This is a genomic window from Streptomyces sp. NBC_00425 (assembly GCF_036030735.1).
Lineage (GTDB): Bacteria > Actinomycetota > Actinomycetes > Streptomycetales > Streptomycetaceae > Streptomyces.
Genome location: NZ_CP107928.1, coordinates 9,555,985 through 9,575,059 on the forward strand (window position 1 = coordinate 9,555,985; position 19,075 = coordinate 9,575,059).

A 19,075-nucleotide genomic window follows, 5' to 3' on the forward strand; every position below is an offset into this window, starting at 1 on the left:
GGCGAGAGGAGGGCCGTCATGCCCGATGGTCCTGAAGATGTACTGGGACTGGTCCGGCGGACTCCGCTGAGCTTCCTGGGCACGGTCACCCGCGTCGGTGACACACGGCTAGCGGAGGTGCCGGCCGGCGAACGCACGGCTGTGGTCAAGGTGGACACGGTGCTGCACGCACCCGACGCCTTCACGAGGCTCGGGGGAAGCGAGGTCACCATTCAGCTGTCGGACGACCTCGATCTGCCGGCCGTCGGCGAGGCGGCCGCGTTCTTCACCGACGGAATGGCCTACGGCGAAGGGCTCGCCGTCCGGGAAGTCGGACGCCTGCCCGCCGACGCCGTGGCCCCGAACGTCTCCCGGGTCGCCAGGACCGCCGATGCGATGCCGTTCTCCGCGCTCGAACGCGACATCGGGGACGAGGGCCTGGTCACGCACGCCGACGAGGCGGACGCGGTCGTGATCGCCGTGGTCGTCGGTCTGGAGCAGGCGGGCAGCGGGCGGACCCCCGACGAGAGGTTCAGCGAGCACGCCCCCGACTGGTGGCGCGCGCAGCTCGACGTGTCTCATGTGGAGCAGGGGGAGCTTGCTCCCGGGCGGATCACGGTGCTCTATCCCAACAGCCGGGACTTCCACTGGTACCAGGCGCCCAAGCCACAGCCCTCGCAGGAGGGGATGTGGATGCTGCACGCCACCGAGGGAGCTCTGGCTGAGTGGGCCCCGTTCCAAATCCTTCACCCCGATGACTACCAGCCGGTGCAGAGACTTCAGACGCTGCAGGCGGCACGGAGGTGAGCGGGCATGCCCACGCTCAAAGTCGTCAACATCACTCCCGCAGCACTGAGCGGCGACCGCAGCCAGGACGCTGAGCCCAACCTCGCGGTCAATCCCGAACGCCCCTCAGAGATCGTCGCGACCGCGTTCACGCCCGACCCCATGGGAGGCCCTCTCGCCCCGATCTACGTGTCGACCGACGGCGGGCAGACCTGGGGTCTCAGGAGCATCGTCCCGGGCGCAGCCGCCGGCACGGGCACCGGGGACATCTCGGTCGGGTTCGCGTCCCAGGGAGGCGCCCTGTACGCGGGCATCCTCAGCGGACGGCACCCGGCCAAGGTGACCCGCATGCAGATCCTGCGCTCGCCGGGCATCTCCTCGACGGCTCCCATGGAAGTCCTCGTCACCCGGGACAGGCCGGACCAGCCGTGGGTGGTGGCGGGCAGCGTCCGGCTGCACGACGGCACCCGCGACCGCGTCTACGTCGCCAACAACGACCTGGGTCGGCAGCCGCAGACCGCTGCGGTCGACGTCTCCGACAACGCTCGCACGGCGTCGGCGCCCGCCGGGTTCAAGCCCAGCGTGATCGAGCGGCGCGCGCCGTCCGGCCAGGACGGGCCGCCGGTGCGGATCGCGCTGCATCCCGACGGCACGGTGTATGCGGTCTTCGAGAGCTGGCGCGACGTCAGCGAAGCCGGCGGGGACATCCTGAACATCACGTTCGACGTCGTGGTCACCCGTGACGACGAGGGGGGCGTAGGGCCGAACCCGTTCCAGGATCTGAAGGACGCCGAGGATTCCGAGATCGGCCAGAGGGTGGTGGCAGAGCGCACCGAGAGGTTCAACGCCTCCATGGGACAGGAGCGCCTCGGCGGCGATCTCGCCATCGCGGTGGACCCGACGGACCCGGCCGGCGTGTGGGTGGCCTGGTGCGACCGCGGCGGCGCGGCGCCCGGGGGCGGCTGCACGCTGCACGTACGCCACTCCACGGACCACGGGCAGACCTGGTCGGCCGATGCCCGCACCGTCACCGACGCCAAGAACCCAGCGCTCGCGGTCAGTACGGACTCCCTGCTGGGGCTGGCGTACCAACAGTTCAAGCAAGGGCAATGGGTGACGACGCTGGAGCTGACCGGTGACGGCTGGCAGACCCCGGCGGAACGCCACGTGCTGCACCAGGCGCCGGCGGACGTGCCGCGGGCGCACTTCCTGCCGTACCTGGGCGACTACATCCGGCTGCTCTCGGTCGGCCGGGACTTCTACGGGGTGTTCTCGGGCAACAACACGCCCGACCCCGCCGACTTCCCCGAGGGAGTGACGTACCAACGGCACGCCGACTTCGTCAGCCACCAGCTGTTCGACCTGGACAACGTGACGCGTGTGCCGCCGTCGATCGACCCGTTCTTCTTCCACCGCGCCGCGTAGGCCTGGGCGTCGCTGACCGCTTCCCAACCCGGCCCCCGGCGGGAGCGGTCAGGCGTGGGCGCGCGAGGCTAGGCGACAGCGGTCAGGCAGAACTGCAGCAGGCCGGCGTCGACATCGAGGATGATCCGCTCCATCTCCGACCACGGCGGGTGGAAGCTCTTGCCCCATTCCACCGTGAAGGCCAGGACCTTGCCCTTGCCTGACTCCATGAGATGGCGCGCGTAGGCGTAGTCGTCGCTGGTTCCGCAGGTCGGGTACAGGTCGAAGCCGGGCATCGGGGTGTAGTCCTTGCCGCGCACGCCCTTCGCGCCCCGGCTGAACTGTTCCGCGAGGACGACGGAGTCGTCGGCGTCGGCCCTGGGCACGAACTCCCCGTACAGCAGGTCGTCGGCCAGTCCGCGCTTGTGGTCGAAGTCCGGGTTCTGGAAGTTCCGGCTGGGGTCGAGGGACTGGTTGTCGTCGTCGCCCCAGACGAAGAGCATGTCCTCGGAGTAACTGTGAAGGTCGACGAACCAGCGGGTGCGCGGGAACCGGTCGAGCAGCCAGCGGACGTTGCGGGTCTCGGGTTCCGAGAAGGGGCTGGGGCCCTGGTACACCTGCTGGGGGTCGGCCGGGTCGGTCGAGACCCGCACCGGAGCGGACGGGTGGAACGCGGTCCCGAAGTCGAAGAGGAAGTCGTAGTTGCGGTTGATGTCGACGCCGACTCCTGCCGGGTCGCCGCCGGACAGCGCAGGGTTGCGGTTCTTTCGCCACATGGGGTCGACGGTCTGGCTGTAGTGCCGGCCGTCGGGATTGACCAACGGGAAGACGACGACGTCGAGCCTCTCGAGGACGTCACGCACCTGGGCGGGTGTGAAGGCGGTGCCGCCGTAGACGAGTCCGGTTCCGTCGCGGTGGGCCTCCAGGAGGTCGGCCGCAAGGTCGACCAGGATCTCGGAGCTGCCCCATTCGCGGGCGTGCACGCCGCCGATCAGCACGACGGCGTCGTTGACGTCCCGGCCTCCCGTACCGATCCGCAGGGCGTGCGCGGTCCGGCCTTCGACGGAGGGCTCGGGGAGTTCGGTGAGCTCTGCGGCCGGGTAGACGGCGGCCAGACTGGTCACGGCCGACTCGACCTCGGTGACGTTCAGATACTGCATGTGTCCCTCCTAGGTGCGCGTCGCCTTGAGGGCGAGTCCGTGCGGAACCGCGTCCTCGGGAGCGAACCGGTCTCCCTCGCCGACCTCGCTCTGGCGGGCCCTGCCGGTGGCCGTGGCGTCGTCGTGGACGGTGACCACCACGCCCTCGCGGTCGAGGGCCTCGGCCTGCTCGGGCGACACGTAGGCGTCGATGCCGAAGGTGCCGTCCTCACTCCGGCGGACGCCGCCACCGACGTCGGGACGGACCTCGCGCAGAAGTGCTCGCAGCGTGTCGGCGTCCTCGGCCGTGACACGGACGCGGAGGGTGCTGTTCTCGCTGGACATGGCGGCCACTTTCCGGGCGCCGTCGTACTCACCTCGGCGGTTTCGACGACGCACTTGCCGACGTAGGTGTATGTCCGATGTGTGCCTCGTATTCTCAGCGTGCGCTTCCGTCGTAGAAGGCGTCAAGGGGAGGCTCGGGGACGCGGCTCAGCAGGCTGTAGAGACCCTCCATCAGTTCCCGTTCAAACACGACTCGATACGTGCCGTGCAGGTGCGGCCGCAAGTATCGGCCGAATGATGCGCGCCAAACCGCCCACCCGCTCCAGCGGGCGTTCATGCATGCAAATCTTGACGCGCTCCTGGCCCGCATCGCTGCCGAAAAGTTCGATCGTTCAACTGTCGCAAAGATTGCTGGCGAACTCCGCGGACCATTCGAAGGCACGACCGGCCTTCGCGTCAAGAGCTTCATGCTCGACGAAGACGGCGTTCAGGAAAGGAACTTCTACGTGTGGGATGACGAGGAGAAAGGCCGATCCTTCTTCACGGAGGAGCTCGTCGACAAGGTGACGGAGATGGATGGCGTCCCGCCCAAAATCGAGTACCTCGACATCGTAGGATTCGTCGACAACTCTGGCGCCTGATTCTCAAGGAAGCTGTCGCACGAATCTTCGCCTATCGCTCGGAGGGTGCACGACCGGGCTACCCGCGAGCCGAAGTCGATCGTCCCCCTGCTCGCCACTCCTATTGCGCCGGCCAACGACGCTCGCGCGGGAGCCAGCGCCCCGCCGCGAGAACGTCGCCTTCAGGGTGATCTGCCCAAACCAGGCCCCCGACGGGGCCACTCGATACGACAAACTCGCCGTCCGCTACGAAGCCACCGTGCTGGTCGCGGCCATCAACGAGTGGCTGTGACCAGCACGTTCACAACAGACCCTAGCCTGCCTGCTCCTCTAGCCGTCGAATGGTCGGCCGCTCTCGGCCCCAGGCGGCCAGCGGCTGGAGTGCGTCATTGAGGCGCATGCCGTCCTCGGTAAGCGAGTACTCGACGCGGGGCGGCACCTCGTCGTAGGAGACGCGGTGCACGACGCCGTCCGCTTCCAGCTCACGTAGGTGAGAGGCCAGCACCTTCTCGGTGATCCCCGGAAGTAGCCGACGCAGCTCGCCGAAGCGACGGTGGGGATGCTCGTGGAGCGCCCAGAGGATCAGCACCTTCCACTTGCCGCCGATCACCTCCATCGCGGTGTCGATCCCGCAGACGTGTCCGTCTGGTGTGCCCGGCCGGTTCAGCGTCGTCATGCCCCACCCTTCTGACGTGCTTGCTCACCCCGAGGTAACCACCCACTACCAAGTGCGTACTTGATCACCTCCGGAGCTGTGACCAGCCTAATCGGCATGGCACAGAACACTGTTGAGAAAACTCCCGTCACGATGCTGGGCCTCGGTGCGATGGGCACCGCGCTGGCCCGCACCTGGCTTGCCGCCGACCACCCACTAACCGTCTGGAACCGCACCCCAGCCCGCGCCGCAGCGCTCGCCACCGAGGGCGCAAGGGTCGCGGACAGCGCCGCTGAGGCGGTCGCAGCGAACACCCTGATCCTCCTTTGCCTGTTGGATGACACCTCGGTCGATGAGGTGCTGGCCGGCACCGACCTGGCCGACAGGGACCTGGTCAACCTGACCACCAGCACCCCCGCCCAGGCCCGCGCCCGCGCAGAGTGGGCGCGCGAGCGCGGCGCCCGCTACCTGGACGGCGGGATCATGGCCGTCCCTCCGATGATCGGCGTCCCGGAAACCGGCGGCTACGTCTTCTACAGCGGCTCGCGGGAGCTGTTCGAGCGGCACCAGGAGACCCTGAGGGTCCCGGCCGGCACTACCTACGTCGGCGAGGACGCGGGCTTCGCGGCCCTCCACGACGTGGCCCTTCTCAGCGCCATGTACGGGATGTTCGCAGGCGCCGCGCACGCCTTCGCCCTGATCCGCAAGGAGGACATCGACCCCGCGGCGCTCGCCCCGCTGCTCGCCGACTGGCTCGTCGCGATGGCCCCGGCAGTTCACCAGACCGCCGACCAGTTGCGGAGCGGCGACTACACCAAGGGCGTCGTCTCCAACCTCGCCATGCAGGTGGCTGGCACGCCTACCTTCCTGAGCACCGCCGAGCAGCAGGGTGTCAGCCCAGAACTGCTCAGCCCGTACTTCGGGCTGATGCGCCGCCGCCTGGCCGAGGGCAGCGGCGAGGAGGACCTGACGGGAGTGATCGACCTGCTGGTGAACTGACCAGCCACTTGCCGCCACAGAAGCGACCGTGCTGGTCACAGTCCTCAACGAGACGCTGTGACCAGCACTTGCACAACACGCCTTAGGGCGTGTATCGAAAGTAGATCTTGGGCGTGATATGCCTGAGTGCTTGAATTGGCCAGTGAGCGGCCGGGTGTGGTCGGCCGTCGAGGGGGAATCCGATGACGTCAGGTCCATCGAACATGTCCGGCCCGCCGAGCACGTTCTCTGTCGGGGGTGAGTACCGGGTATCCCGGCTCGGTTTCGGCGCTATGCGCTTGCCGACCGGGCCCGGCTCCGACCGAGGGACCGCCGTCGCGGTGGTCCGGCGTGCCGTCGAGCTGGGCGTCACCCTAATCGACACTGCCCACATGTACGGATGGGGAGCCAACGAGGAGCTCCTCGCCGAGGCCCTACACCCGTGCCCGGACGATCTGCTGATCGCCACCAAGGCCGGGATCACCCGGTCCGGCCCTGACGGGTGGGCGCACGATGCGCGGCCGAAGAGCCTGCGCGAGCAGGTCGAGCGGAGCCTGCACCGGCTCCGTACCGAGCGCGTTGGCCTGCTCCAGCTGCACCGGATCGACCCGACGGTCCCCCTGGCCGAACAGATCGGCGCGCTCCACGAACTTCAGCAGGAAGGAAAGATCGGGCACATCGGGCTGTCTGAGGTCACTGCCGAGCAGGTTGCCGAGGCCCGGCAGACCGCTGAGATCGCGAGTGTGCAAAACCGCTATAACCTCCTCGACCGAGAGCACGAGCCCGTTCTCCAGGCCTGCGAGGCCGCGAACATCGCCTTCCTCTCCTGGCAGCCAGTCGCCGCCGCAGCCTCCGGCTCGGCACCCGCGGTACACGCCATCGCTACCGAACTCGGCGCCACCGCACCCCAGACCATGCTCGCCTGGCTGCTCGCCCGGTCCCCGGTCGTCCTGCCCATCCCTGGGACCAGCTCGCTTACCCACCTGGAGGAAAATCTCGCCGCGGCAGACCTCCAGCTGGCCGAATCCCAGCGGCAGCGCCTCGACCGCACGGCATTGCCCGCGTAGGACGCATTATCGAATGTGCTGGTCACAGCCACTCGTTGATGGCTGCGACAAGAACGGTCGCCTCGTAGCGGACCGCGAGCTTGTCGTAGCGCGTGGCCACGGCCCGGTGCCTCTTGAGGCGATTGATGCCGCACTCGACCGCGTGCCGCGCCTTGTAGTCCTGCGGGTCGAACTTCGGCGGCCGGCCGCCGCGGAAGCCGCGTTTCTTACGGTTGCGGGCCTGGTCGGCCTTGTTCGGGATGGTGCAGCGGATCCCGCGCTGCCGCAGGTAAGCGCGGTTCTTCCGGGAGGCGTACGCCTTGTCGGCGCGCACGCGATCTGGCCGGGTGCGCGGCCTGCCCGGCCCAAGCCGCGGGACACGGACCTTGTTCAGGACAGGCTCGAACTGCGGGGAATCGCCCCGCTGGCCAGCCGTGATCACGATGGACATGGGCTTTTGGCCCTGTTCGACGGCCAGGTGCAGCTTGGTGGTCAGGCCGCCGCGCGAGCGCCCGAGGCCATGGTCGTCGGGCTCGACGCTGACGCCGCCGGGCGGGCTCCTTCTGCAGCTCCCCTTTTTCCTCGCACCGGCGGCGTGCTGGTGGGCCCGGCACACCGTGGAGTCGACGTTGATGGCCCAGGTGATCAGCTCTTTCGCGTCGGCCCGGGCCTGGAGCGCGGTGAAGATGCGATACCAGGTGCCTTCCCTTGCCACCGGCGGAACAGGTCGTACACCCGGCCCCACGGCCCGTACTCGGTGGGCAGGTCCCGCCACGGAATGCCGGTGCGGACCCGGAACCGTGTGCCGTCGATCAGCTGCCGCCTAGCCCACGTCGGCGGCCGTCCGGGCTTCTTGCCCTTCGGTAACAGCGGTTCCAGCACTGCCCATTGCGCGTCCGTCAGATCTCCACGTGCCACAAACCAAGATCATCCCACGTTCAAGATCCACTTCGACACACGCCCTAGATGGGCCGCAACCACTCCGCGCAACGACACCAGTCGCCCCCGCGGGCTGGGCGCACTTGCGAAAAGGTACTCGTTGAGTTGCCGGCCGTCGGCGAGTACGAAGGGATCCGGCTCCGCGGCGATCGTGAGGGGGTACTCGAACACCGCATGCGCGAAATCCACCATGGCGTAACGCAGACGTACCTCAGCCGTCGACGACCAGCGGGTCCGCCGGCACTCCAGACGACGCGCGACAACTGAAACAGTCACCGGGACACCGAACACCGCCCCTGACAGCACGACCCGCCCCGCGCATACCAACGGTCCCACACTGACAGCCCTCTCGAAGGTCGCTGACTCGAACTCGGAGTCGCCCTCGAAGGTCGCTGACTCGAACCTGGCGTTGTCCTTGAAGGTCGCTGACTCGAACAGGGCACGACCCAGGTGTGGGTGGCCGGTTGCGGGGGCGCGGAGGGGGGTGAGCAAGGCGTCGAGGAGGGATTTGGTGAATTGAGTACCGCGGTGGTCGATGTGGGCGCCGGGTGCCAGGCCCGCAAGGTAGGCATCGCGTTCGGGTCCGCCAAGGTGGGCGATGCAGGTGGTGTGGCCGGCAACGTGGATGCCAGGGCAGCCGGTTGAGTTCTCCGCACTGGCGTCCTCGCCGCAGTGTGGCCAGCCAGGTGGGGATGGGCTGGGGCTGGGGTTGGGCTGAGACATACCCGAGAGACGATCGAGTACGGACACTCGGTTGCCGATCTCACCGATGGGAATCGGCACCGCAGGGCAAAGGCGAGCACAGAGGACCACTCGTACCCGCTGCAAGGGCAGATCCCACCCAGACCCCTGTACCTCGTCCGACGACGCCCTCGCGAATCTACGCAGTGAATCGGTTCTGAGCCTGCCCGTGCTGCGCAGGTCGGCCAGCTCCCCGCTGCGGTGTCCAGCTCCAGCGCGAGCACGGCCGTCAGCCGGGTCTGCGCCGGGGACAAGGGCCCGCGAGGTACTGGTCGAGCTGGCGGGCCAGGGCGAGAGGGTGGCCGCCCTCGGTGCGGGCTGCAGCGGGATCTCCCCGCCGCCCAGGCGCAGCGCGGGCATCCCCAGCGTCTCGCGTAACAGGTCGACGCACTGGCGGCAGATCTCGTTGGTCGCCACCGAGGTGGGCGGGAGACCGCCCTCGACCCGGCGGTGTCGCAGCGCCCCGGACTCCGCGAGCCGTACGTGCGGGCCGAGCTCTTCCTTGCGCGCGAAGAGCCAGCGGGCAGACCAGCCGGATCTACACTCCTCACAGATACGACCGGAGTTCCACCTGTACCCGTGACCGAGCGTGAGATTTTCGGAGTTGCGCCGCTAACCCCCGCATCCCACAAAGTCCTGTCTGTCAGCGAACAGACAGGAGAAGGAACATGCCCGCCAAGAAGACCACCCGCCGCGATGAGAAGCCAGCCGAGCGCCGCCCGTACATCGTCGTGAGCATCGGTCGCGCACGGCTCACCGCACCGAAGCGCACGGCTCGTCGCGCCGTACGGGCCGTCAGGTCGACGGCCACGCACGTCGGTGCGTCGTGCCTCACCGTGGTGGTGGTGCAGCTGCTCGCCCGGCGGTGACCTGCGCCGGCCCCTCCGAGTACCCGGGCCGGCTCTTCTTCGCCCGCGAACAGGGCGCGTCCGAGGGCGAGCTCGAGCGGATCGCCGCAGAAGGACTGCAGGAGGTGTACTTCAAAGACGGCGGCCGCCGCGCCGGAGGGCTCACCGACGAGTTCACGGACATCGACTACATCGACTACATCGACTACATCGACTACATCGACTTTGGACTGTAGCTGCGCCGCTGCGGCATCAAAGCCGTCATCCCCGCTGAGCCGAAGCACGACACCTGTCACCGGTAGAGCCGAATGGGCTGGTGAAAGCAGGCCGAAGCAGCCTGGTTGTCACCCAGGAGGCAGGCTACTTGTCACAGACGTTTCAATCGGCAGCCTTACTGTCACCAGGTCGAGGGACGCGGACGCTCATCCGGTCGGTCGGCTACGGAGCTGCCTTGCGGAAGAGAGACAGCAGGGTCCGGGCCGGCAGGGTGTCCGGGTCGAAGAACTGCGTGGCCAGAGCGGGCGGCACCGCCGTTCCCTGCATGCGGACCTCGTGGCAGGTGAAGCAGAACGCCGCCTCGAACAGCGCCAGATCGAGAGAGTCCTCGTATGCCCGGACGCTCCAGCCTGGTGAGAAGCCGCAGCGGTGTTGTTCACTGCCGGGCAGGCTCTCGATCAAGGCCAGGGCGGCGGCGGCCTCGCTCCCGGCCCAGTGGGCAACCGCCGTGCCGGGGTACGGGACGTCCCGCCTGGTGGGAAGGGCGGAGATCCGTACGACCTCGATCAGCACGGTGGCGGTAACGGCTTCGGTGGGGAGCTGCATGCACGCAGTCTGCCCGCCAGGTCGGCGGCCCGGGGTAAAGGGTACAGACGCCTTCGGCAGGCGCAGGCCGGTGTCGTTCGATCGACCCGATGCTATCCACCGCGGAAGTCGCACCGAGGCAGCCACGGACGCGACGTGACAACCCGCCTGCCTTGGTGACAACCATCGTGCTTCGGCTCACCCGCCAAGACCAAGCCCAGCACCGCAAGAACAAGGGCAGCCGAGGCGGCCAGCCCGTCTCCCATGACGAAGACCTCTACCGCGACCGCAACACCGTCGAACGCTGCATCAACAAGATCAAGCAATGGCGGGGGCTCGCCACGCGATACGACAAAACCCCCGAAAGCTTCCTCGGGCTGCACCTCTGCGGAGCACTCATCTGGATCCGAAGCCTCGACCCACTACAGATCCAAACCCAGAACACTCCCTAAGGACTGTCCCGTAAATGATCTTTGGTGCGGTCAAGGTGTGGTCGAGGGCGGCGGGACCGCTCTCCTATCCCGCGAGGTTGAGGTTGTGCAGGCGGGCAAGGCCGCGCATGGCGTGATGGACTCCATCGCCTTTGAGGCGGCAGTCGCGAAGGATCTTCCAGCACTTCATGCGGGCGAAGACGTGCTCGACGCGGGCTCGTACCTGTTTGTGGGACTTGTTGTGCGCTTCCTTCCAGGCGGGCAGTTCCTCACCCGTGCGGCGGCGGTGCGGCATCACCAGGCCGGTGCCCGGATAGCCGCCGTCGGCGATAGTCATGGTGGCCCCGACGGCATCCTTGGCACCGGATTCCGCCGACGCCCTACAGTCGTTGCGGTTGCCGGGAAGCGGGCGGCCGACCGCCATGACGAGACGGGTGTCGGCATCGATGACGACCTGATGGTTGGTGGAGTACCGGTAGTTTTTCGACTGTTCGGCCACCGCGTGGTCGCGGGTGGGGACCAGCGTGCCGTCCACGATGAGCACAGTGTCCTTGCGGAACCGCTTTCGGGGCGGTAGGGCGAGCATCGGTCCGAGCTGGGCGATGACGCGGTCCGCGGCAGACTTCGAGATGCCGAACAACGGCGCGAGTTGACGCAGTGTCAGGTTGGTTCGCCAGTACGCCGTGACCAGCAGAACTCGGTCTTCCAGGGGCAGGCCCCACGGCCGCCCCCGGCGCAACTCGTCGGCTCCTTCGCGGTGCAGCGCGGTCACCAACTTTCCGAAGCATCGCGGGCTCGTCCCGGTGAACGGGGCTATCCAAGACGGTTCCGACGCCGTGATCACACCAGCCACACCAAGATCATCTCACCCGTGGTCTACGGGCCGGAGGTGGTTGTCACTAGCGCCCAGCGTCCAAGAGTGCGTCGCGTTCCGAGCGGATCCAGCACTGCTCGGCCAACATCTCAGCCGCGTCACCGCGGGCGAGGAAAGTCGCCCATGGCTCGGTGCCCTGCCTGCCGAGGCGTTCGATGCGCGCGGCCTCGCGGAATTGAAGGGCGTCCAGCGCCTCGATCACAGCTACGGGCCGCTCCCCGTAGGCAGCACAGAGCGCATGAAGGCGAGCCTGCAGGGTGCTGGAGCCAGTGACCGACGCTCTTCGCTGCTGCTCCAGGGGTCGCAGTGGCACGGCATACCAGGCGAGTTGAGCCAAGTCGTCGATGGCATGGCCGGGTGCCGCGAAGTCCCAATCGATGAAGCCGGTGAGCTGGCCGCCGTCCCAGATCGAGTTCCACGGCCCGAGGTCTCCGTGCCGGATCACCATGCCTGGCCGCCACTCTTCTTCCTGACCCTGCCAGTAAGCATCGGCCGGCGGCCGGAAGGTCCGGACGGCATCGTGGTAGCCCCGCAGCCAGCGACCCAGCTCACCGACTCCGTGTGAGGAGCGCAGAGCCTCTGGCCAGGGCGTGAATGCGGGCTCGCCATAGAGCAACGACACCACTTCGTCGGCACCGTCCGTGCCCAACGCGCGCGGAGCCCTGCTGAATCCCACCGCCTCCAGGTGTCTCAGCAGGGCGTGCACGGCAGGTGTCCACGCGCCTGTCGGCCTACGGATCGTCGCGCCGATCCGTCGCACCGTCGTGACACTCCCGCGGTCAGTGGAGCCGTCCTCAATCACTCGGCCAGCGTAGACCGGCTACCTCAGTCGGCGCCCTGAATATCAACGCGCCAGACCCACGTCCTATGTCCGGCTGACAACGCACCTCGTTATCCCGCCAGTTACGGGACAGCCCTTAGCCCTCACGGAACGGACAAGGGCCCCGGCGGTACTTTCTGAAGCCTTGGGAACCTCCGGGAGCGGCAGGTCAGGGGTAATACGATGTCACGCATAGCGGCGGGGTAGCCTGGTAGTAACCGGATCCGCCGCCGCCGTCCCTCCAGAAGACCGCGCACCAGCGGTCACCGAACGAGCTGTCCTGGTATCCGGCCCAGTCATGCGTACGGTCTTTCCATTCCCCGTCCAGGCTGTTGCTGACGGTGCCGTGCGGGCCGAACAGCTCCCAGTGGCCAATTCCCGTTCTGCCGGAGGAACGGACGTTCATTTTGCTGACGTCGTTGGGGGGTGCGCCGGTCCCGTTCCCTCGGAAGGTCACGCACACCGTGTGGGAAAAGGCAACCGAGGGATAGTTGGCCGACTGGCAACGCTCGTTGTCCGCCGCTGCGGAGGCGGAGGCGGAGGCGGGGCCGGAGGCGATTCCGGCCATGACGGTTCCTGCGGCCATTGCGGCGGTCATTGCAGCGGCCATGCGGTGTTTCATGCTGTTGTACTTCCTTTCGGAGAGGGTATACGGAGTTTCTGGGCGGATGCGTGTCGGCTCAGGTGTAGACCGGGTTGCAGGCCATGTCCATGTAGCCGCCCCCTTCGAAGAGAGCGGCGCAGACGCGCGCTGCGTCGCGGGGCATCAGGACCGTGACCTCGAATTCGGCGTCCTCGCTGCGCCGGTTGCCGCCCCACGAGCGTTCCCTTTTGAACATCTCCCTGTTCTGGGCGTCCAGGACCCGGACTTCGATGCGCGGGTTGCCCACGCCCCAGAGGGGGGAATCGAAGTTCCCCCTGATGGTGTTGAGGTACTTGGTCGTCTGGGCGTCCCATCCGACGCACAGCAAACCCGTTTTGTTCTGAATGGTGGTGCAGCCCCCGCCAATCGCGGCGGCGGCGGGCGTGGCGGACGCCAGGGTGGCCAGAACGGCCCCCGCTCCCGCCAGCGCGAGACCGCGTCGGGTCAGCCGGTTCCGCCACGTCTTCCGATTCTGGTTTTCCTGCAAGGACATGCTGCACCTTTCGGGATTCCGGTCAAGAGAAAGACTGTCGGTAAATTGTGCTCTGAGTTCGGTTCCAGCGTATGAGTTACGGATCAACCTCTCTATCCGTTACCCGCAGAGTGCTCCGCGCGTATCGGATAGCCAGGAAGGCCCGGATCCGTTACCCCGGCGGATATGCCCCTGGAAACGGACCCGGGTTTCCGGGTCGGTTTCTGAAGCGGTTCTGGGTGTGCCTCGATCCGGTGGGCTTCAGTGCCTTTCGGCGGTGCGGGACGGTGCCTGGCCGTACATCTCGCGGTAGTAGGCGGATGAGAGGCGCCCCCGCCGTCGGGTGACTGGGGCGGGGGCGTTGGAGCGGCTGGAGGCGTCGTCAGATGGCGTAGACGCTGATGCCGACGCTGCTGTACGCGTTCTGCCTGCCGAGGGCGATCCAGCCGGTCGCCGGACGTCTCCGGCGACCAGCGTGTCTCAGCCAAGCCGAGCCGCTGAGCCTTAACTCTGCGCCGCCCTCCTGTAACCCCTGCCATTAACTGGGACGGGCTGCAATGCCTTTTCCGGAGATAGGCGCACGCCCCAGCGGCTTCACGCGAGGCGTGCCACCAGGAGCACGCTCTCGGTGGCGCGCCGTACGTCATCTGACAGACGTACAGCTTGTTGCTTTAACCGAGTGCCCATCTCGACGCCGATCGTCTGGCCTGGCGATAACTACCCTGCCCGGCCGGGCGATCGGCGGCGCTGGGAGGTGATCACCGCGGGCGGCGGCGCTGGCTATCGGTGGTGGGGCACGAGGGCCATGCCAACGGTGCTCAAGCCATTCGTGAACTGCCTGCCCCTGGGCACGACCAGCTTTCGGTACGTCTCACCGTTCTGCGAGGTCGCGGATGGTCGCGGTACCTGACCGGACGATCCAGGTGCCGCTGCCGGACGGGGTTTCTTTCGAGCGGGCCTTGAGGTCTTCGACGTTGATGGCCGGCGGCCACCGTGTGGTGTGTTCGGACCAGTAGACACCGCCGAGGTCAATGCCGGTCAGGTCTGCGTTGCTCAGGTCGGTGGCGGTGAAATCGTCCACGGAAGCCGAAGACGCGGTTCGTCGGCTCCAAAGCACCCTCGCCGGCTTCAACGCCGGCTGACCATCCGGCGGGGAATGCCTGACCCCTCGGACAAGACCTGGGGTGCTTCTTTTGGATCTTCCCCCGGACGGTTCCAGGCGGCCGATAGAGTGCGCGCCGTGGGCATTCCCGGCTGGTTCGTCTGGATCTTTCTCGTTCTGTTCTTATGGCAGGTCCTCTGTCTCGTCCCCGTCATCCATCGACTGCGGGAAGCCAACTCCGCGCTGAGTTTCAAGGCGCGCCTTGACCAGCTGGAGGTCGTCGGCTCCCTGCTGCTCTTCGGCGGCAGCCTGCTGAGTTTCCTGGCGGGGGAATCCTGGTTCTGGCTCGGCATCGCAGGCTTCCCACTCCTGACCGCCGTCTACGCCGTGAAGGGTGTCCACTGGCTCCGCGCCCGCCGCCACCCCACGGCCTGATCCAAACGACGGGGCCTAACGAGCTCGTGCATGGTTGGCGGTGAGACGTCGAGGACTTTGGTGGGGCCCGGGGTTCACATCTGCTGATGGGACAGCTGGCGATGGCCTGGACCGTGTCGCTCATGTGCTCGCGGCGGCCGAGGTGGCGGGCCAGTGCCCGCCAGTTCTTGAGATGTGCGATGCCGTGCTCGACGCGGATACGGCTCGCCGAGCGAGGCTGCACCATCAGCCCCGACGTACGGCTGCGGACTCTGGCCGAAGTCGTCGACCACCTCGTTGATGGCCCGGGTGATGGTGGAGCGGTCCGCGCCGAACCAGCAGGCCAGCACGTCGTGGGTAGTCCCGTGGCGGAGATGGACGAGAGTGGCCAGGAGCCGGTCGATGAACACCAGCCGATGCTTCGCGCCGGCACCCATGGCCCGCTTCCCCTGCCGGGAGGCAAGCCTGGCCTGGTGGCGCTCATGCCACAACGGCCGCACTTCGGGCACGAGTTCAGCAATCACATCGGCCGTCAAGCCCGTGATCCGTCGGTTGCCGATGACCAGTGCACGAGTCGAGTTCCCCACCACTCAACCATGATCAACGATCAAGGACTCGACGTCTCACCGCTCGTCGACGGCCAGGGGCAGGGTGCAGGCTGCCCTCGCGCCGGCCGCCAACGTGGCGAGCTGTTGGTGGTGGGGCCCATCGACGGTCACATGGCGGATCGTTCCGTTCGCCGCCTCCCGGACGAAGTCCACGGATTCGTCCTCGGGCAGCGCGGCAAGGACCGCATCGACATCAGGGTCGAGGTCGGGCCAGACGGTCAGGAGCGCGCGTGGGCCGAGCGCGGCGCGGACGGTATCGAGGTTGTTCTCGGTGAGACGGTGCCAGCGGGTGGCGTTGCGGAGGTAGGTCTCCTCCAGGAGGAGCATCTGCGGTGCGGCCAGTTCTGCGCGTACTTGTTCCCAGAACTCCTCGTCCGCAGCCTGTGTCGCCTCTGGTTCCTCAAGGTCTGCGGCGTAGGGCGAGGACGTGATCGGTTCCGCGAACAGGCCGAGCTCGCGGGTCCGGACGATGGCTGCTTCGCACGGCTGGTCGCTGCAGACGTACACATACTGATCCCACCCGACGTGCACGGTGAACGTGTCCTGCTGCTCCAGTCGGCACCAGGCGCCCTGGTCACGGAGCATGGCCCGGACCAGCTCCAGCGCGACCGGCACCGAGACTTCAGCACCGTCGTAGTAGCCGGTGTGGTCGGGCGGGAACAGCCCAGCGAGGCCGTGTCCGTCAACCGGCGCCTCCAGGCCGAAGTTGACGAAGCCGGTGACCTCCGGTTCACGGATCTCCAGTCGGTCGATGCCCGACTTCTGCGCGAAGGCGGCGATCCCTTCCAAGTAGGCCGCTTCGACCGGCCCGTGGTCGCTCATCGTGTCCTCAGCGCCGTTGTAGTGCCCACGCTCGTCGCGGTCGGCAGGGTTGTACTTGATCCGGTAGGCGAAGGACGGCGGCACGCTGCTCCCTGGGCTGTTGGAAGGGGATGTCAGCGTAGTTCGTGACAACCGGCCTGCCGGGTTCCCGCCACGACACTTTCGCGGATCTCGGCTTCCGCTCTGTACGTGAACTGTGCGCAGTGAGAAGTTGGAAGGCCTGCACACGGACGGGCCGGGCCTCGATCCGCACGTGTTCCACTCGCTCCAGGGAGTCGACCGTGACCTCCGACCACGACACGCTGTGGCGTCGTTGCGCGCACCTGGGTCGGCTCCTGCTGCCGGTGGTGGACGAGGAGAAATGGCGCCGGGCCCGCCGTCACGAGCGCCTGGGCACCTGGGGTATCGGCATCGCGGAAGGCGAGCGGCTGATCGAGGTCCTCGCGGCCCTGGCCGCCCATGCCGTCGCGGTCGATACTTCCGCGTCTGCCGCAGAACTTGACGTCCTGCCTCTGAGCGCGGTGGCTGACGCCGCGACCGGTAAACGCGACTTCGAGCTGCTCGCCGGGCTCCCGAACACCTTCGCCGACGGCCGCGACGAACTGGCCGTCAAGGTCTTCAGGCTGTACACCTACAGGGACGGGCTGTACAGCCTCCGGCTTGTCCAACTGAGCACAGAAGTGCGTCGTGCGCTGAACGTCCTCGCCGAACGGTCGCGAGTGCCGTCCCCCAGGTGCGGGCACGTCTTCTTCTGGGCAGCTGCAGCGGGCCTGTCCAGTCAGCATGCAGATGTGACGAACTGACGGTGGGTGCTGCTCCTTCGCCCAGACCGGCTCTGGCCACCGGGCTCGCGGACGGCTCGATTCGGCTGCGCGTCGCGTCTGTGCAGCAGCAGGCTGCCGACCAGTAGCGCGGCTGCGGCCCACGTGGCGAGCACGCCCGGGCCGGCCCATGGGCCGATGGGCAACTCCTGCAGATTGACGGTGGCTTGGATCGCGAGTCCGGCGGTCATGGGCGAGATCTGCTGGAGGTGGCGCTGCCACTCCAGGTCGTTGACCACCCGGGTGACCACCGGGACGAGGTAGAGGAGCCCGAGCACGATCCCGAGGACGGCGACGACCGCCTGCCCGACGGTTACGCCGGTCAGGGCGAGCCTGACGGCGTCCTGGCCGCACCCCGCGTCCGGGCACTTCACGGCCTTGGCGGTGCCGCAGCCGACGGCCACGGTCAGCGCGACGGCGAGCAGGAGCAACCTGCCCACTTCCCCTGCGGTGCGCAGCTTCGTCCACTCCGCGCGCAGCGCGCGGACGAAGTCCCCTCGCCACGCGCCGTCCGCCGTGCCGGTGAGTCGTGCACCGCTCAGCCACCGGACCTGGATTCGTTCGCAGAACCCGTTCTCACTCAAGAGCGGGACGGGCCCGCCTCTGAGACCTGCATTGTGCGAAAGTCCGGCCCATGACGGACCCTCAGCAGCCTTCCCCAACCCACCGGTCGGACGCCGACGACGTCGAACAGCACGCCTGTCCGAAGGGTGCTGCACAGCCCGCTTCGCCTGCCGCTCGCGCGGCCCACGCGCGGAAACCGCCGCAGTCACCCGATCGACCGACAGCCTTCGAGATCGTTAGGGGCACTACCGCTTACGTGTCGGGATGCTGCGGCAGGGCGAGCCAGTCCGACCAGGAGATCTCGCGGCCGAGGAAGCGTGGCTGCTCGAACGGCCATTCGGCGGCGATCCACAGCGGCACCAGCGCGTCGAGGGCCTGCTCGACCTTGCCGCCCACCAGCTCGTCCACCACCCACCAGGAGATCTCGCCGTCCGCGCCGGCTCTCTCCGGCGGGTCGATGTAGACACAGCCGAGCAGAACTGTCTCCGCCGCGTCGAACAGCGCGTAGTTGAAGGACTGGTGCGCGGCGATCTCCTTCTCGTGCCGCAAAAGGTCGGCCTGGTCGGCCTCGTAGGTCATGGTGGCCGCGGGCCAGCCCCAGGCCGGGCCGAAGATCGTCCACAGCCGCTGGCGCGAACCCATCACAGCCGGATAGTCGAGCGGGGTGTCCGCCTCCCGGATCGGCCGCAGGTGATGACCACCGCCTGGCAGCGGTACCAGGGCGGGGTGGACGAAGTCATCGGGAAGCCAGCTCATGGCGCTCGACCGTAGCAGCGCGCGGCCGTCCGCTCCCCTGGATTTTCCCCGCATACCGCCAGGCTCTGCTCTCATGCCGAGCAGGGCCCGCGGTCCGAGACTCCCGTTCGATCGACAGACTCCATGATCGGTATGGCAACGGCTTCTGAGCTTGATCATTAACCTCGCTGCTGTTTCAGGCGGACGTGTTCGGTGAGGGATTCGATTCGTTTCACGGTCTTCCCAGGCTCGTGACGTAGGGCTGGCCTGCGGCTCTTCGAGCCGGGTGGGCGTCCGGGTCCGGGCTTGGAGGGTCGGGGCACGTCGGCGGGACCTGTGCTCGGCGGTGAGCGTCAACTCGACCAGCGACGTCACCGGCCCCTCCGAGCACAGCACCGCGTCGGTGAGCTCGAAGAGCGCATCCGCCCGCGTGTAGAGGCAGTCGTAGAACTGGACACGAAAGTGGGACAGGACGCCCAACGCGGCGTCAGCGGACTGTTCAGGGGCGAGACGCTTCACCAGCGGCCGTTCCCTCACGCGACGTTGCT

General features: G+C 67.6%; 23 protein-coding genes and 2 pseudogenes. 10 read left to right on the plus strand and 15 right to left on the minus strand.

Going from position 1 to position 19,075, the window contains the following annotated elements; translation table 11 throughout:
- Positions 1–18 precede the first annotated feature (18 nt).
- Positions 19–786: a hypothetical protein gene (locus OHS82_RS42325; RefSeq protein ID WP_057582344.1), complete on the plus strand. Its 768-nt coding sequence runs from the start codon at positions 19–21 to the stop codon at positions 784–786.
- Positions 787–792: 6 nt separating this feature from the next.
- Positions 793–2,190 (plus strand): hypothetical protein, encoded by a 1,398-nt coding sequence (locus tag OHS82_RS42330; protein WP_328435933.1) that lies wholly within the window; start codon positions 793–795, stop codon positions 2,188–2,190.
- Between the two features lie 68 nt (positions 2,191–2,258).
- Here OHS82_RS42330 and OHS82_RS42335 read toward each other — a convergent pair whose 3' ends face one another.
- Entirely contained in the window at positions 2,259–3,329 is a 1,071-nt protein-coding gene (locus OHS82_RS42335; protein ID WP_328435934.1) for a M14 family metallopeptidase, read from the minus strand.
- 9 nt (positions 3,330–3,338) lie between these two features.
- Positions 3,339–3,653, minus strand: a complete 315-nt coding sequence (locus OHS82_RS42340) for a hypothetical protein (RefSeq protein ID WP_057582347.1) — start codon at positions 3,651–3,653, stop codon at positions 3,339–3,341.
- 275 nt (positions 3,654–3,928) lie between these two features.
- On the opposite strand from OHS82_RS42340, the gene OHS82_RS42345 reads away from it, so the two are divergent.
- Entirely contained in the window at positions 3,929–4,234 is a 306-nt protein-coding gene (locus tag OHS82_RS42345) for a hypothetical protein (RefSeq protein ID WP_328435935.1), read from the plus strand.
- A gap of 292 nt (positions 4,235–4,526) precedes the next feature.
- Here the strand turns inward: OHS82_RS42345 and OHS82_RS42350 are convergent, their stop codons facing one another.
- Positions 4,527–4,889: a winged helix-turn-helix transcriptional regulator gene (locus OHS82_RS42350; protein WP_057582348.1), complete on the minus strand. Its 363-nt coding sequence runs from the start codon at positions 4,887–4,889 to the stop codon at positions 4,527–4,529.
- Between the two features lie 96 nt (positions 4,890–4,985).
- On the opposite strand from OHS82_RS42350, the gene OHS82_RS42355 reads away from it, so the two are divergent.
- Positions 4,986–5,867 carry an NAD(P)-dependent oxidoreductase gene (locus OHS82_RS42355; protein ID WP_328435936.1) on the plus strand — a complete coding sequence of 294 codons (882 nt, stop codon included), beginning with the start codon at positions 4,986–4,988 and terminating at the stop codon, positions 5,865–5,867.
- A 203-nt stretch (positions 5,868–6,070) separates the two neighbouring features.
- Positions 6,071–6,913 (plus strand): aldo/keto reductase, encoded by an 843-nt coding sequence (locus tag OHS82_RS42360; protein WP_328435938.1) that lies wholly within the window; start codon positions 6,071–6,073, stop codon positions 6,911–6,913.
- Between the two features lie 22 nt (positions 6,914–6,935).
- Here the strand turns inward: OHS82_RS42360 and OHS82_RS42365 are convergent.
- Positions 6,936–7,810 (minus strand): IS5 family transposase gene (locus OHS82_RS42365; protein WP_328435939.1). Its coding sequence is split into 2 segments (ribosomal slippage): positions 6,936–7,600 and positions 7,600–7,810, totalling 876 coding nucleotides; the frame shifts between segments, so codons are not numbered across the junction.
- A gap of 1,430 nt (positions 7,811–9,240) precedes the next feature.
- On the opposite strand from OHS82_RS42365, the gene OHS82_RS42375 reads away from it, so the two are divergent.
- Complete coding sequence (locus tag OHS82_RS42375) at positions 9,241–9,441, plus strand: hypothetical protein (RefSeq protein WP_328435940.1); 201 nt, start codon at positions 9,241–9,243, stop codon at positions 9,439–9,441.
- Positions 9,438–9,656, plus strand: a complete 219-nt coding sequence (locus tag OHS82_RS42380; protein ID WP_328435941.1) for a hypothetical protein — start codon at positions 9,438–9,440, stop codon at positions 9,654–9,656. The genes OHS82_RS42375 and OHS82_RS42380 overlap by 4 nt, the downstream gene beginning before the upstream one ends.
- Positions 9,657–9,858: 202 nt before the next feature.
- On the opposite strand, the gene OHS82_RS42385 is transcribed toward OHS82_RS42380, so the two are convergent.
- Positions 9,859–10,242 (minus strand): hypothetical protein, encoded by a 384-nt coding sequence (locus OHS82_RS42385; protein WP_328435942.1) that lies wholly within the window; start codon positions 10,240–10,242, stop codon positions 9,859–9,861.
- 182 nt (positions 10,243–10,424) lie between these two features.
- Between OHS82_RS42385 and OHS82_RS42390 the strand changes: the two are divergent.
- Positions 10,425–10,673, plus strand: a pseudogene (locus OHS82_RS42390) (IS5/IS1182 family transposase); the annotation flags it as partial.
- A gap of 64 nt (positions 10,674–10,737) precedes the next feature.
- Here OHS82_RS42390 and OHS82_RS42395 read toward each other — a convergent pair.
- The 5 genes from OHS82_RS42395 to OHS82_RS42415 all read right to left on the minus strand — a co-directional run bounded on the left by OHS82_RS42395 (position 10,738) and on the right by OHS82_RS42415 (position 14,542).
- Positions 10,738–11,505, minus strand: a complete 768-nt coding sequence (locus tag OHS82_RS42395) for a transposase (RefSeq protein WP_328435943.1) — start codon at positions 11,503–11,505, stop codon at positions 10,738–10,740.
- A 46-nt stretch (positions 11,506–11,551) separates the two neighbouring features.
- Complete coding sequence (locus tag OHS82_RS42400) at positions 11,552–12,328, minus strand: phosphotransferase (protein ID WP_057582354.1); 777 nt, start codon at positions 12,326–12,328, stop codon at positions 11,552–11,554.
- Positions 12,329–12,515: 187 nt separating this feature from the next.
- The gene (locus OHS82_RS42405; protein WP_157876433.1) at positions 12,516–12,968 is read right to left on the minus strand and encodes a hypothetical protein; all 453 of its coding nucleotides are present in this window, start codon (positions 12,966–12,968) and stop codon (positions 12,516–12,518) included.
- Positions 12,969–13,026: 58 nt separating this feature from the next.
- The gene (locus OHS82_RS42410) at positions 13,027–13,482 is read right to left on the minus strand and encodes a hypothetical protein (RefSeq protein ID WP_057582355.1); all 456 of its coding nucleotides are present in this window, start codon (positions 13,480–13,482) and stop codon (positions 13,027–13,029) included.
- Positions 13,483–14,332: 850 nt separating this feature from the next.
- Entirely contained in the window at positions 14,333–14,542 is a 210-nt protein-coding gene (locus OHS82_RS42415) for a hypothetical protein (protein WP_328435944.1), read from the minus strand.
- Between the two features lie 159 nt (positions 14,543–14,701).
- On the opposite strand from OHS82_RS42415, the gene OHS82_RS42420 reads away from it, so the two are divergent.
- The gene (locus OHS82_RS42420) at positions 14,702–14,998 is read left to right on the plus strand and encodes a hypothetical protein (protein WP_057582422.1); all 297 of its coding nucleotides are present in this window, start codon (positions 14,702–14,704) and stop codon (positions 14,996–14,998) included.
- A 74-nt stretch (positions 14,999–15,072) separates the two neighbouring features.
- Here OHS82_RS42420 and OHS82_RS42425 read toward each other — a convergent pair whose 3' ends face one another.
- Both OHS82_RS42425 and OHS82_RS42430 read right to left on the minus strand, forming a co-directional pair.
- Entirely contained in the window at positions 15,073–15,513 is a 441-nt protein-coding gene (locus OHS82_RS42425; RefSeq protein ID WP_328435945.1) for a helix-turn-helix domain-containing protein, read from the minus strand.
- 87 nt (positions 15,514–15,600) lie between these two features.
- The gene (locus OHS82_RS42430; RefSeq protein WP_328435946.1) at positions 15,601–16,491 is read right to left on the minus strand and encodes an RNA-binding protein; all 891 of its coding nucleotides are present in this window, start codon (positions 16,489–16,491) and stop codon (positions 15,601–15,603) included.
- Positions 16,492–16,688: 197 nt separating this feature from the next.
- Between OHS82_RS42430 and OHS82_RS42435 the strand changes: the two genes are divergently transcribed.
- Complete coding sequence (locus OHS82_RS42435; protein WP_328435947.1) at positions 16,689–17,210, plus strand: hypothetical protein; 522 nt, start codon at positions 16,689–16,691, stop codon at positions 17,208–17,210.
- On the opposite strand, the gene OHS82_RS42440 is transcribed toward OHS82_RS42435, so the two are convergent.
- The 3 genes and pseudogenes from OHS82_RS42440 to OHS82_RS42450 all read right to left on the minus strand — a co-directional run.
- Positions 17,186–17,812, minus strand: coding sequence for a hypothetical protein (locus OHS82_RS42440; protein WP_328435948.1), 627 nt, complete (start codon positions 17,810–17,812; stop codon positions 17,186–17,188). The genes OHS82_RS42435 and OHS82_RS42440 overlap by 25 nt on opposite strands.
- Before the next feature lie 232 nt (positions 17,813–18,044).
- Entirely contained in the window at positions 18,045–18,548 is a 504-nt protein-coding gene (locus tag OHS82_RS42445) for an N-acetyltransferase (protein WP_328436176.1), read from the minus strand.
- 312 nt (positions 18,549–18,860) lie between these two features.
- Positions 18,861–19,007, minus strand: a pseudogene (locus OHS82_RS42450) (NF041680 family putative transposase); the annotation flags it as partial.
- Positions 19,008–19,075 lie beyond the last annotated feature (68 nt).